This window comes from Pseudomonas sp. R5(2019), from assembly GCF_009905435.1.
Classification (GTDB): Bacteria; Pseudomonadota; Gammaproteobacteria; order Pseudomonadales; family Pseudomonadaceae; genus Aquipseudomonas.
In genome coordinates this window covers 1-14020 of sequence record NZ_JAAAMT010000083.1, presented here as the reverse complement: position 1 = coordinate 14020, position 14020 = coordinate 1, and the positions used below count along the sequence as shown (strand labels likewise).

Genomic DNA, 14020 nt, shown 5'->3' with positions numbered 1-14020 from the left:
CCGAAGACGGCTTCCTCGAATAGGCCTGATACATAGATGCAAGCCGGGCAGCAGTGTTTGAAAGTGGGTTGACTGAGGAGGCGAGTCCATACATAGGAGCAAGGCTTGCCTGCGATGAAGACACCGCGTTGCTATCAGGAATACAGCGGCGCCTGCATCGCGAGCAAGCCCTAATGCCAGTCAGTTAAGGCGATCCATGTGGGAGCGGATTTATCCGCGAATCCATTCGCCGCGGTTTTTCTGGCATTGCGCGGTGCCTTCGTTCGCGGCGGTCCGGCGATCCGGTAAATCCGCTCCCACATGGATCTCGCCTTAACTGATTGGCATTGGGTTGGCTTGGTTCATGTTCGGTGTTATTGCCTACGTCGGAGCCTGACGATAGGTTGTCGATCAGACGTGCCCAATTGTAAGAGCAATTTTCAGCGACTACACTCCAGCCCATGAAACGCTATCTGCGGTTTTGCCTCATCTTCATGATTAGCCTGGCGCTTCCCCTCAGCGGGATGGCGGGCGTTCAGGCACCGACAGAACCTTGCCCCATGAAAACGATGGGCATGGCGATGATGGACGACATGGGGAGGGACTGCTGCCAAGACATGAAAAGCCCTTCCGAGCATGGCAAACCCTGCAAGTCGGGCCAGGAATGCAAGACTGGAGGCATGCTGCAAGTCTCGATCGGCAAACCTGGTGTCACCGTATCCAGCCCCGTTGTACTGTCCTTCTCCAGTGATTTCCTGCCAGTGCAAACCCCTTCCGGGGTATGGCGACCGCCCCGCGCTTGATTCCTGTACCACACTGAGCCTCATTCCGCTTTAGCGGGATGGCATATCTGCGCGCATGTTTTATGAAGCGCGCAGTGGATCATCACAGGAATCGTGAACATGAACTCCAAGTGCTATTGCACAGGTTGGCCCCTCGTGGTCGGCCTGGCGGCAAGCGTACTGGCATTGCCGAGCCTTGCAGCCCCACTGACACTCGATGAAGCGTTGCGGTTGGCTGAAAACAATGCGCCGTCGCTGACCGCACAAGATGCCAAAATTCAGGCCGCCAGCAGCGCGGCTATACCCGCCGGCGAGCTGCCTGATCCCAAGTTAGTGCTGGGTGTGCAGAACTACCCCATTGGCGGTCCGGATCGCTGGAGCCTCGACCAGGACTTCATGACCATGCAAATGGTCGGGGTCAGGCAAGAAATGCCCAACAGCGACAAGCGCAAAGCACGCATCGAGGTCGCCGAGGCGGCCGTTGAACGAGCCACCGCCGAGCGTCGAGTGGAGCGTCTGAAGGTGCGCCAGTCCACGGCATTGGCCTGGATCAGCAGCTACTCCATTGAGCGTAAAGATGCGCTGTTCCAGGACTTCTACAAAGAAAATCGCCTGCTGACCGATACCGTCCGGGCCCAAATTGCCGGTGGCCGCGCTCAGCCCGCCGATGCGGTGACACCCAAACAGGAAGCGGCTCAACTGGCCGAGCAGCAGGACGATCTGAATCGTCAGCGAGCACAGGCGCGAGCCGCCCTCAAACGCTGGATTGGCTCCGCAGCCTATGACAAACCGGTGGGTAGCCTGCCTGATTGGCCTGTCAATACCTCAAGCTACGTCCATAAGCTGCAACACCATCCCGAGTTGGCAGCGTTTGCGCCAATGACCCGAGAGGCGCAGGCCAAGGTTCGTGAGGCCGAGGCGCAGAAGCAGTCGGACTGGAGCTGGGGGCTTGATTACCAGCGTCGTGGCCGTCAGTTCGGCGATATGGTTAGCGTGCAGTTTTCCTTCGACCTTCCGCTGTTTCCTGACTCACGCCAAAACCCCAGGATTGTGGCTAAACACGCCGAACTCAATCAGCTTGAGGCCGAGCGCCAAGCCCTTTCACGCGAGCATACCCAGCAACTGGAGGACCAGTTGGCCGACTATGAACGCCTGAATCGTGCCGTGCGCCGAAACCAGGAAAGCCTGTTACCGCTGGCCAGGGAAAAGGTCGAACTCAGCATGGCCAGCTATCGTGCCGGCAAGGGTGATCTGAGCTCGGTTGTTGCCGCCCGCCGTGAACTTATCGAAGCCCGCCTCAAGCAGATTGACGTTGAAGAGCAGCGTGCTCTCACCAGCGCTCGCCTGTATTTCACCTATGGGGAGTCCGCTCAATGAGTTCTAAAGCCTGGAAAGGGGCCTTGCTGGTCGGCATCTCGATTGCCCTGGGTGTCGCCGGTGGTTATTGGTTCGCTCAACCGCGCATGAGCGCAGTGCCTGGTGTAGCACTTGAACAAGGTACCGAAGCCTCAGCTGAACGCAAGGTGCTGTATTGGTACGATCCGATGGTCCCGCAGCAGAAGTTTGATAAGCCGGGTAAGTCGCCCTTCATGGACATGCAGTTGGTCCCCCGGTACGCCGATGCCAAAGGGGATAGTGCGGCCGTCCAAATTGATCCGAGCCTGACCCAGAATCTCGGTGTGCGACTGGCGACGGTCAGTCGAGGCGTGTTTGCCTCGAGTCTGGACGTGGTCGGTGTGTTGGCCTTCAACGAGCGAGACGTCGCAGTGATTCAGGCCCGTACTGCGGGTTTTGTAGAACGCGTGTATGCCCGGGCTCCTGGCGATGTGATCAAAGCCAACGCCGCATTGGCGGATATCCTGGTACCAGAATGGGCTGGGGCCCAGGAGGAATTCCTGGCGCTCAAGCGCAATGGCGACGCTGGCTTGCTGGCAGCGGCCCGCCAACGGTTACGGCTCACCGGGATGCCGACAGCGTTGATTGCCCAGGTAGAGCGTAGTGGCAAAGTCCAACCGACCCTGACCCTCACCAGCCCCATTGCTGGCGTGCTGCAAGAACTGAATGTCCGTGAGGGTATGACGGTGGCCAGCGGCGAGACGCTGGCACGGGTCAACGGTTTGAGTAGTGTCTGGCTGGCCGTGGCCGTTCCAGAGTCGGAGGCTGGATCGATCGTCATAGGGCAGGCGGCCGAAGCACATTTCCCCGCTTTCCCGGGGGTTGTACTCAAGGGCACTGTCAGCGCGATTCTTCCAGAAACCAATCCGGACAGCCGCACACTTCGCGTACGCATCGAGTTGCCCAACCCAGAGGGTCGTCTCAGACCGGGCTTGACCGCGCAGGTAAGCCTGCGTCGTGCGACGGAGCAAAGTGTGTTGTGGGTACCCAGCGAAGCAGTCATTCGCACCGGTCGACGGGCCCTGGTAATGCTCGCCGAAGACGCAGGTCGTTACCGCCCGGTAGAGGTGCAGTTGGGGCAAGACAACGACGGCAAGACGGCGATATTGAAAGGCTTGGAAGAAGGACAGCAGGTGGTGACCTCTGGCCAGTTCCTGCTCGACTCGGAGGCCAGCCTCAAAGGCATCGTCGCAGGCTCGTTGGAGATGTCTGCACCCAGTGCAACAACTTCCGCCTTGCATGAAGCGGACGGTCAGGTCGTTGAGATCAACAGCAAAGAAGTCACACTCGCCCATGGCCCCTTCAAGACGCTGGGTATGCCGGGTATGACCATGACCTTCCCGCTCGCCAATCCGGCTCTGATGCAGGGACTCAAGGCTGGCGATAAGGTTCGGATCGCGGTGAGCCAGACCGATGACGGTCTACGCGTTGAGCGTCTGGAAAAAACGGGGAGCCAGCCATGATTGCTGCCCTGATTCGTTGGTCAGTGGCCAACCGCTTTCTGGTATTGCTGGCGACACTCTTTCTTACGGGCTGGGGAATCTGGTCGGTTCAGAGCACCCCTATCGATGCACTGCCAGACCTGTCGGATGTACAGGTGATCATCCGTACCCCTTACCCAGGACAAGCGCCGCAGATCGTTGAGAACCAGGTGACCTATCCGTTGGCAACCACCATGCTCTCGGTGCCGGGTGCCAAGACCGTGCGCGGTTACTCTTTCTTCGGCGACAGCTTCGTTTACGTGCTGTTCGAAGACGGTACTGACCTGTATTGGGCGCGCTCGCGGGTGCTGGAATACCTGAGTCAGGTACAAAGCCGCTTGCCGGCCAGCGCCAAGCCGGCGTTGGGGCCGGATGCCACCGGGGTGGGTTGGATTTTCCAGTACGCGCTGGTAGACCGCAGCGGCGGGCATGATTTGGCGCAATTGCGCGCCTTACAGGACTGGTTCCTCAAGTTCGAGCTCAAGACCTTACCAAACGTTGCGGAAGTGGCCACCGTGGGTGGCATGGTCAAGCAGTACCAGGTGCAACTCGATCCGTTGAAGTTGGCCAGCTTGGGTATCACGCAGTCTGAGGTGACCGAGGCGATCGGCAAGGCCAATCAGGAAACCGGCGGGGCTGTGCTGGAGATGGCGGAGACCGAGTTCATTGTGCGGGCTTCCGGTTACCTGAAGACGCTCAATGATTTTCGAGCGATTCCACTCAAGCTGGGTGCGGGTGGCGTGCCGGTGACTCTGGGCGATGTCGCCACGATCCAGCCAGGGCCGGAAATGCGTCGCGGCATCACCGAGCTCGATGGCGAGGGCGAGACCGTCGGCGGCGTGGTGATCCTGCGCAGCGGCAAGAATGCTCGCCAGACCATCGCGGCGGTCAAGACCAAACTCCAAGAGCTCAAGAGCAGTCTGCCGGCGGGCGTGGAGATCGTCACGACCTACGACCGCAGCAAGCTGATCGACCGCGCCGTGGAGAACCTCAGCCATAAGTTGATTGAAGAGTTCATCGTTGTCGCATTGGTCTGCGTAATCTTTCTCTGGCACTTGCGCTCGTCCTTGGTGGCGATCATTTCCTTGCCGGTCGGGGTACTGATTGCCTTCATCGTGATGCGTCACCAAGGGATCAACGCCAACATCATGTCCCTGGGCGGGATCGCCATTGCTATCGGCGCCATGGTCGATGCCGCGGTGGTGATGATCGAGAACGCTCACAAGAAGATCGAGGTCTGGCACGTGGCCCATCCGGAGGAGGAGTTGAAGGGCGAACATCACTGGCATCTCATGACCGAAGCGGCGGCCGAGGTAGGTCCGGCGCTGTTCTTCTGCCTGTTGATCATCACCCTGTCGTTCATCCCGGTGTTCACCCTGGAGGCGCAAGAGGGCCGCCTGTTCGGTCCGTTGGCTTTCACCAAAACCTACGCCATGGCCGCGGCGGCCGGACTGTCGGTAACCCTGGTACCGGTGTTGATGGGGTATTGGATTCGCGGACGTATTCCCAAAGAACAACAGAACCCTCTGAACCGCTGGTTGATCCGGATCTATGAGCCAGCCCTGGACGCTGTATTGCGTCGCCCCAAAGTCACGCTGCTGATTGCGTTTCTGATCTTCGTCAGCGCGTTGTGGCCGATCTCTCGGTTAGGGGGTGAATTTCTTCCACCGCTGGATGAAGGGGACCTGCTCTATATGCCATCGGCTCTACCGGGGCTGTCGGCGCAGAAGGCCGCACAACTGCTGCAACAGACCGACCGGCTGATCAAGACAGTGCCAGAGGTCGAGCACGTCTTCGGTAAAGCCGGTCGCGCTGAAACCGCTACGGATCCGGCACCGTTGGAGATGTTCGAAACCACCATCCAGTTCAAACCGCATGAGCAATGGCGTCCAGGCCTGACCCAGGAAAAGCTCGTGGAAGAGCTGGACCGTGTGGTGCGTGTACCCGGCTTGACCAACATCTGGATACCACCGATTCGTAACCGCATCGATATGCTGGCCACGGGCATCAAGAGCCCCATCGGGGTGAAGGTTGCCGGCATCAATCTGACGGAGATCGATGCAGCCACCCAGGCCGTCGAACGTGTGGCCAAGGAGGTGCCCGGTGTCAGTTCAGCACTGGCCGAACGACTGACCGGTGGCCGCTACATCGACGTGGATATCGACCGCAAGGCGGCCGCACGCTACGGGTTGAATATCGCCGACGTGCAGTCGATCGTCGCCGGCGCTATCGGCGGTGAAAACGTTGGGGAGACGATTGAAGGACTGGCTCGCTTCCCGATCAACGTGCGTTACCCCCGTGAGTGGCGGGATTCGCTGGGTGCCCTGGAACAGTTGCCGATCTACACCCCTCTGGGTAGCCAGATCACTCTAGGGACGGTGGCGAAGGTCAAAGTCAGCGACGGCCCGCCCATGCTCAAGAGTGAAAATGCACGGCCGTCGGGCTGGGTGTACATCGATGTGCGGGGGCGGGATATCGCCTCAGTGGTCGCCGACCTGCGCCGGGTCGTCAGCGAGCGGGTCAAGTTGCAGCCAGGCATGAGCCTGAGCTACTCAGGACAGTTTGAGTTTCTCGAGCGGGCCAACGCTCGGCTCAAGCTGGTGGTGCCCGCCACTCTATTGATCATCTTCGTGCTGCTTTACCTGACGTTCACCCGCTTCGACGAGGCCTTGCTGATCATGTCTACACTGCCATTCGCACTGACCGGCGGGGCATGGTTCCTCTATCTGCTGGGGTTCAACCTGTCGGTGGCCACCGGTGTCGGCTTTATCGCACTGGCCGGTGTGTCTGCCGAGTTTGGCGTGATCATGCTCCTTTACCTGAAGAACGCCTGGGCCGAACGTGAAGACGTCGGTGACCGCTCCGAGCGCGGGCTGGTGGCTGCGATTCGTGAAGGCGCTGTGCAGCGCGTACGCCCCAAGGCGATGACCGTGGCGGTCATCATTGCTGGCCTGTTACCCATCTTGTTAGGTGGCGGTACCGGCAGCGAAGTGATGAGCCGCATCGCCGCGCCCATGGTCGGCGGCATGGTCACTGCCCCCTTGCTTTCCCTGTTTGTCATTCCGGCGGCCTACCGCTTGATGCGCCGCCGGCACCTCCCCACTGTACTCACCAACCCTCAAGGAAAAGTCGTATGAAACTGCCCCTGATTGCAGTTGTAAGCACTGTGTGAACCTCAGCGTCTGAGTGGCCCGTTAAAGAATGATCTGAAAATCGCGTCGCTATGTAAATTTCAGGTCTGTACATCCAGCCGATCTTTTTCAGAATTTAAGTAGGAACGCGCAGTTCGATTTTTCACGAGGGATTTCACACAGTCTGGACCCAAAGCTGCCCCTCGCGTAGGGGAGCTGTCGGCCAGAAACATCGTTGGACTCATGGCCATCCATGAATCCCGATACGGGTAGCGCTTCGATATCAATGTCATTCATATCAGATTTACAGTTTTGCGAATTGCTCTATATCGCAAGCAGGAGGACTATGCGCGAACCATCCATCACCCCAAAATAACTACGTATGACTATCTCTACTGTTGCAGCATTGCAAATAGGTTCGCATCCCGACGGCAAACAGAAAACGCTGGAGACGATTCTTTCCTACGAATCTGAAATAAAGAATGCTGGCGCCAATCTGGTTGTCATGCCGGAAGCATTGTTGGGCGGGTATCCCAAAGGTGAAATTTTTGGCACTTACATGGGTTATCGCCTCCCTGAAGGCCGAGAAGCCTTTCAGCGTTATTTTGCCAATGCCATTGATGTCCCAGGTGTTGAAACAGCGGAACTCGAAGGTCTGGCCCAACGTACCGGCGCGCATCTGGTGGTCGGTGTTATCGAACGCGCCGGAAGTTCGTTGTTTTGCTCCGCCTTGTTCTTCTCGCCCGAAGAAGGCCTGGTGGCCAACCACCGCAAACTGATGCCGACCGGCAGTGAGCGCCTGATCTGGGGCCAGGGCGACGGCTCCACGCTGCCCGTGGTCGATACCCCGGTGGGCAAGATCGGCGCGGCCATCTGCTGGGAAAACCACATGCCATTACTGCGCACAGCGATGTACGCCAAAGGCATCGAGGTATGGTGCGCACCGACTGTGGACGAGCGTGACAACTGGCAGATCTCCATGCGCCACATCGCCCATGAAGGGCGGTGTTTCCTGGTCAGTGCCTGTCAGTTCCAGCCGTCGCCGCGTGACTTGGACATCAGCCTGCCGCACTGGGATGACGACCGTCTGCTGATGCAGGGCAACAGCGTCATCATCGGCCCCATGGGCGAGGTCATCGCTGGCCCATTGAAGAACGGCCCCGGTCTGCTGGTGGCGAAGATCGATTTGGCTGACCTGGTCAAGGCGCGTTATGACTTTGATGTGGTCGGCCATTATTCACGCCCTGATGTATTCACTTTGATTGTTGATGAGCGGGCGAAAGCCTCCGTCAAGTTCCAGCAATGACGTTGGCAAGCTAGACATGGCCTGGCTTGGGTTTGCCTTGGGCCTGCTGTCATGAAGTTGCTGTACACCTGGCGTCGTCCTGATGCCAGGTACTTGTCGATCCCGACACTCTCCGGCTGTTGATCGTTGCATTGAAGTTTCTGCGCTTTGCGTGGCCCTGCATCAATAAGAAAAATATTCGAGGTTTGTCAGAAATGAATAATGATTCGCACATGTTGTACAGGAAGATTGCCTGGAAGATATTGCCGCTGCTGTTTATCAGTTATATCGTTTCCTATCTGGATCGCGTGAACATAGGTTTCGCTGCCTTGCGCATGCAGCAGGACCTTGGTTTCAGCGACGTGGTCTACGGGCTCGGGGCTGGGGTATTTTTCATTGGCTATGTACTGTTCGAAGTACCGAGCAATCTGCTGCTGACCCGTATCGGTGCGCGCAAGACCATCATGCGGATCATGATCGCCTGGGGTACCGTTTCGTCCTGCATGATGTTCGTCCAGACACCCTTGCAGTTCTACGTCGCCCGCTTTTTGCTGGGTGCATTCGAAGCCGGGTTCTTTCCAGGGATCATCCTCTACCTGACCTATTGGTTCCCTGTGCGCATGCGCGGCAGCGTGATCGCCGTGTTCATGTCAGCCATTGCGATCGCGGGCATCCTGGGCGGGCCGGTGTCCGGCTGGATCATTCGAGCCATGGAGGGTGTCTATGCATTTCATGGCTGGCAGTGGATGTTCCTGCTGGAAGGGGCGCCGGCGGTCATCCTTGGCATCCTCGCCGCTTTCATGTTGATCGACAGGCCCGAGGACGCGAAATGGCTGAGCGCCGATGAGCGTAAGCGCATCGCGCTGGAAGTCGGAACACCCGCCCCCGACAAAAGCCACAAACTCGGCGCCGTGGTGCGCGACCCTCGCATCTATGCGCTTGCACTGGTGTATTTCTCGGTGATGGCCGGGCTCTACATTCTGGGTTTCTGGCTACCGGGGATGATCAAAAGCTACGGCGTCGCGGATCCCTTCCACATCGGCCTGCTGACGGCGGTGCCTTACATTGCCAGCGCCGTGGGGATGATTGTGATCGGCAGGCATTCTGATGCCGTGGGCGAGCGCAGGTGGCACCTGGCGAGCTGCATGGTCGTTGCAGCCTGTGCCCTGGTCGCCTGCACCCTGGTAGCGGGCAATCTGGTGCTGGGTCTGGTTACCTTGAGCGTAGCGGCGGTGGGGTTGTATGCCTCGATGCCGCTGTTCTGGACCATTCCTACCCGTTACTTGGATAGCGGATCGGCAGCTGGCGGGATTGCGCTGATCAATTCTCTGGCTCTGTTCGGCGGCTTCACCAGCCCTACGGTGCTGGGGCTGGTCAAGGCCAACACCGGTAGTCTGGATATCGGGCTATACCTGTTCGCGGGTGTCCTGATCTTGGGGGCCGCTGTGCTGATCCTGGCGTTGCCAGCCCGTCTCATCAAGGAAACCTCAACGCCACCAGTACACGGCGAAATCTGCGAGTCGCTTTGAATCAAGCGCAGGCTACTCAGGGTTTGCTCCGTGAGTGGCCTGTCCGTGCGTAACGTCCAACAGGCCAAGGCAATGAAGAGAAAAGTACAGTGCGGTGATGATGTGGCGGTGCAGAGACTCGGGGTGGTCGGCGGGCTCGGGGCACTGGCAGGTGCGGATCTTTTCTACAAGCTGACCCGGTCGCAGCAGGTGCTTGCAGACCAGTTTCACTATCACCTGCTGCTTGAGCAGCATGCCTTCAACGATGCCTCGCTGCCCCTTTACAAAGGGGTCAACATCTCGTCTCGCAAGTTCTACGTCTATGAAATGTGCAAGGCATTCGAGGCCCGCGGTATCGAGGCGGTGATGCTGCCTTGCTTTGCCAGCCATACGTTCCTTGGCGAAATCCAGGAGGAACTCAGCGTCCGCATCCTCGACATGATGGCGGCGTTGAAACAGCATATTGCTGGCCTGTATGCCCCGGGGACAGGCCTGGGTGTGATTGCCTCGGATGTGGTCCGCGATTCCGGGCTGTTCGAGCGCTATCTGGGTAGCAGCTACTCCCTCATCTACCCGCAGGCCGCCGAGCAAGCTGCGCTGATGGAGGCGGTGTACGGTGTCGGTGGGATCAAGGAGGGCGGGCTCGAAGGCGGGCCGCTCGAGGCCGTTCACCAGCTGTCTCTCGCGCTGCAGGCGCAAGGAGCGGTGGTCATCGTGCCTGGCATGACGGAACTCTCCCTGGTGTGCGCGGCCTTGCAGCGGCGTGGCATTGCCATGCTGGACAGCAATGAGATATATGCCGATTTCGCTGCCGGCGAGAAACACCGGCAAGCCAAGGCCCCCTTCAAGCTTGGCGTCGTCGGTGGTGTGGGGCCGGCAGCAACGGTGGATTTCATGGACAAGGTCGTGGCCAATACGCCAGCAGGCAAGGACCAGGACCATATCAAGATGGTGGTTGAGCAGAACCCGCAGATTCCGGACCGCACCGCAAACCTGCTCAGGGCCGAAACGGATCCGACAATAGCGCTGTACGCCACCTGCCAGCGCCTGGCTGACGCCGGTGCCGATGCCATCGCCATCCCGTGCAACACCGCGCATGCTTTTGTCGCGCGTATCCAGCAGCATCTTGATGTACCGATCGTCAACATGCTCAGCGAGACGATCGAGGCAATCGTCCAGCGCCATGGCTCGAAAAAGCCGTTGGGGCTGATAGCCACCTCAGGTACGGTGAAAAGCCGTGTCTACCATGAGGCCGCCAGGGCGGCTGGGTTACACGTCATCACGCCTGGCCACGAATACCAGGCGTTGGTGATGGAGGCCATTTATGGCGAGCGCGGTATCAAGGCAGGCTTTACCGATGGCATCTGCAAGGAGCAATTGCTGGTGGTGGCGGAGCATCTGTGTGAGCTGGGCGCCGGGGTGTTGATCCTGGGTTGCACGGAGCTGCCCCTGGTGCTAAGCCATGCGGATGCGTTCCATTTGGGCGGGCACGTGGCTGCGTTGGTCGACCCAACCACGGTGCTGGCCCTCAAGTGCATTCAGTTGGCCCTCGATGCGCGCAACGCAACAGGATGAGGGTGCTGGAATCAGGACAGGAAGAACGACTCCTGGACCAGTTCGATGATCAGGGACTTGACCGTTTGTAGTGTGTCGTCGTGCTTGCTGCCCACCCGCATACCGATCTCCAGGTCGTAGGAGGGCAGAGGCACAGGGCAGGGAAAGGTTTGCAGCGAGGTGATACTTTCCATTGCGCGTGCGGCGTGGGTTGGCACTGTGGTGACCAGTTTCGAGCCCACCAGTAGAAACGGCACTGCGGCAAAATGTGAGGTCGAGACGCGAATGCTGCGTTTGTACCCGGCAGCATTCAAGCCTTCGTCGACGATGCCGACGAAGCCGCCGGACGACACCAGCAGGTGCGGCCGTTGGGCATAATCTTCTGCGGTCGTGGGTATGGCGTTGTTCGCATCGGCGATGCACAGGTAATTGCCCCGGCCCAGGCGATGCCGCGAAATCAGCGGCGATGACAGCCCGCCTGCAGATACGGCGATATCTATCTGATGGCGCATTAGCATGTCCTGGACCAGACCGCTGTGGGTCTGCCGGAAAATGATGCGCAAGCCGCACAGGTGTTCATCGATCAGCGATACCAGGCTCTGCCCCAGGGCGATTTCACTGTCATCGGACAGCCCGATGGTGATCGTCCTGCCTTTTATGTCTTTGCCACCCACTGACAGTGCCAAGGCTTGCCGACAGTGATTGAGTGCCTCGCCGATCAGTGGAGCCAGTTCATTCGCACGCATGGTGGGGCGCAGGCCACGACCGGTGCGTTCGAACAGCGGGTCGGCGTAGATTTCACGCAGGCGGGCAAGTGCCGCACTGACCGCAGGTTGGGTAACGCCCAGGCGAAGTGCGGCGCGACTGGCCCCGCCTTCTTCGATCAAGGCGACAAACACTCTCAGCAAATTCAGGTCGACGGAATCGATATCAATTCTATTCATATCATATATCGTGATAGTTGATTGATTTATAGTATACGCATCCGCAGAATGCCCGGACAAATACTTCATAAGTGCTGCGCGCACTTCCTGCGCAAGCGCTGATTGAATTGGGTATCGGATTTTTGAGCGTATGAAAGGTTTCGAAGTTGTTAAGTGGTCGTTGCGTGTATTACTTGCGCAGTTGGTACTGTTGAGTGCATTTTCCGCGAGCGCCGAAGATGTCTCTGCCGGCCAACTGCTCTTATGCCCTTCGCCCTTCAAGCGTTGGTAGTTCTGTCCCCTTCAACCCTTCAACCCTTCAACCCTTCAACCCTTCTACCAGAGGCGGAGCGGGGGATTCGCCGGCACCAAGCCAGGTGCCCGCGGGGGCCGCCCCTCGCGATGTGCCGCAGGCGACCCAAAGCAGCCCTTCATTTCTGAATGCTTTGACGAAGTACCGTTGCTCGTTAATGCCCACTGATTGACCCAATGCAAGCTCCTGAACACACGTAGCCAAATTACAAGGAAAAGACACTCAACGCCTAGGTAGCATCCGGTTTAAGGTGTTGTCGCCCAAGTAATAGTGATGGAATAAACCCGCCGCCGTATGCAGACCGATTAACCAGTAACCGGCGCTGCCGAGCAGTTCGTGTCAATACTTGAACTGCTTGGCCAAGTCAGGATCGACCGCCATCGGCGCCGGCGGGTCAGAGCGCTCGAAGGGTCAACTCCATCGCCAGTACAGTGGACAACGCCAGCATAATCAGCAACGCGATAAACATTAGGCTCAACTCAGCGAGCTGTTTATAAAGGGGTATCGGCCTTTTCGTGATTCGAGCCATTGATTTATTAATGGAAGCCATCACCAATCCTCACTTTTGCGCGGAACACGTAATAGCTCCAGAAGGTGTACATCAGGATCGCCGGCAGGATGAACAGCGCGTCGATCAGGGCGAACAGCCGACTGGTGGCCGGTGATGGGCAGGACAATCGCGCCTTGGTTGGCTGGTGGCAAGGTCAGCACATCCAGCGCGGCCTTGGGGTCGGCCGGCGGGTTGGTAAACGCCGAGGGGGCCGTCGGTGGTGGCGGGCCGAAATCATCCAGCGGCACGGCGTTGGCGGTGGTCAGGGTAAGGAGCATCGTACAGGGCGGGCTTGACCTGAGCAGCAAGGCGATGGAGCTGCATGATGGTGTCGCGCGTTTCATTTTTCACCCCTCGCGTCATGCCGAATCTGGCAAGCCCCGCCGTCTCCATGATGTCCGGGACGACAGCTGTTGCGGGTACCAGGGGGTGATGCAACTAATGAGCCATTACAATAGGGCGAAGAAAAAGTTCAAACTAATTAACAAGCTGTTTCTGAGTGTTTCAAGCGAGAGAAAGGGTGAGGGGGGAATATTCCTCAAATTAGGTGGTAAACGCCCGGTTGGGTGGGTGTAGTACCCCCATTTATGGGGATAGTAGCGGCCCTATTTCACCGACCGCTTTTGGTAGGATCTGCTTGCTTGCCCTAAGGCGACATGGATTTAACGGGTCGAGAAGGGCCGCTTCTGGCCGATTCTGTTGAAAAAGGCGGCCAGGAATTTTAGCGAAAGAATTTAGGCATCTGAGATTGAAATCCGCATTGCCAGCTGAGGTCAGCAGACTCAGTTTTCACGTAGAAACGCTCGTATGGCTCACTTACGAGCCCCATTTTGACGACTGGAATGCCATAGCGGGTTTTTCAACAGAATCGGCCGATTGTTGCCTGTCGCGAAGGGGTGCAATCGACCCATTGCGGACGATGGCAAAGGGCTGCGATAGACCTGGAGCAGTCCGCTAAGGCCGCACGGCTCGGCCTATGGGGGTTATCAGAGGCTAAAGTAATGCCGCCATGGGAATGGCGAAAAGCAGGTAAAACAACTACAGGCCACCTTCGGGTGGCCTTTTAGCATTCGCGGGTAATACTTCTCTGTATAAGCGGGCGTGTTGCTGGTGGCGCGA

General features: G+C 58.4%; 9 protein-coding genes and 2 pseudogenes. 8 read left to right on the top strand and 3 right to left on the bottom strand.

Annotated elements, in window-relative coordinates:
* The first annotated feature begins 440 nt into the window (after positions 1-440).
* The 7 genes from GUY40_RS27510 to GUY40_RS27480 all read left to right on the top strand — a co-directional run bounded on the left by GUY40_RS27510 (position 441) and on the right by GUY40_RS27480 (position 11136).
* Positions 441-782, top strand: coding sequence for a hypothetical protein (locus GUY40_RS27510; protein ID WP_166572055.1), 342 nt, complete (start codon positions 441-443; stop codon positions 780-782).
* A gap of 99 nt (positions 783-881) precedes the next feature.
* The gene (locus GUY40_RS27505) at positions 882-2138 is read left to right on the top strand and encodes a TolC family protein (protein ID WP_166572054.1); all 1257 of its coding nucleotides are present in this window, start codon (positions 882-884) and stop codon (positions 2136-2138) included.
* Positions 2135-3619, top strand: a complete 1485-nt coding sequence (locus GUY40_RS27500; RefSeq protein ID WP_166572053.1) for an efflux RND transporter periplasmic adaptor subunit — start codon at positions 2135-2137, stop codon at positions 3617-3619. Before GUY40_RS27505 ends, GUY40_RS27500 begins: the two co-directional genes overlap by 4 nt.
* Entirely contained in the window at positions 3616-6774 is a 3159-nt protein-coding gene (locus GUY40_RS27495) for an efflux RND transporter permease subunit (RefSeq protein ID WP_166572052.1), read from the top strand. Before GUY40_RS27500 ends, GUY40_RS27495 begins: the two co-directional genes overlap by 4 nt.
* Before the next feature lie 376 nt (positions 6775-7150).
* Positions 7151-8074, top strand: coding sequence for a carbon-nitrogen hydrolase family protein (locus GUY40_RS27490; RefSeq protein ID WP_166572051.1), 924 nt, complete (start codon positions 7151-7153; stop codon positions 8072-8074).
* Positions 8075-8286: 212 nt separating this feature from the next.
* Entirely contained in the window at positions 8287-9582 is a 1296-nt protein-coding gene (locus GUY40_RS27485; protein ID WP_256675902.1) for an MFS transporter, read from the top strand.
* 72 nt (positions 9583-9654) lie between these two features.
* Entirely contained in the window at positions 9655-11136 is a 1482-nt protein-coding gene (locus tag GUY40_RS27480; RefSeq protein ID WP_166572049.1) for an amino acid racemase, read from the top strand.
* 11 nt (positions 11137-11147) lie between these two features.
* Here the strand turns inward: GUY40_RS27480 and GUY40_RS27475 are convergent, their stop codons facing one another.
* The 3 genes and pseudogenes from GUY40_RS27475 to GUY40_RS27470 form a co-directional block, all read right to left on the bottom strand.
* Positions 11148-12059: a LysR family transcriptional regulator gene (locus tag GUY40_RS27475; protein WP_166572048.1), complete on the bottom strand. Its 912-nt coding sequence runs from the start codon at positions 12057-12059 to the stop codon at positions 11148-11150.
* Between the two features lie 514 nt (positions 12060-12573).
* Positions 12574-12741: pseudogene (locus GUY40_RS28960) on the bottom strand (cytochrome b); the annotation flags it as partial.
* A 146-nt stretch (positions 12742-12887) separates the two neighbouring features.
* A pseudogene (locus GUY40_RS27470) lies at positions 12888-13016 on the bottom strand (ubiquinol oxidase subunit II); the annotation flags it as partial.
* Here GUY40_RS27470 and GUY40_RS28520 point away from each other — a divergent pair.
* Entirely contained in the window at positions 13016-13477 is a 462-nt protein-coding gene (locus tag GUY40_RS28520; protein WP_256675901.1) for a hypothetical protein, read from the top strand. The pseudogene GUY40_RS27470 and the gene GUY40_RS28520 sit on opposite strands and share 1 nt — an antisense overlap.
* Positions 13478-14020: the final 543 nt, after the last annotated feature.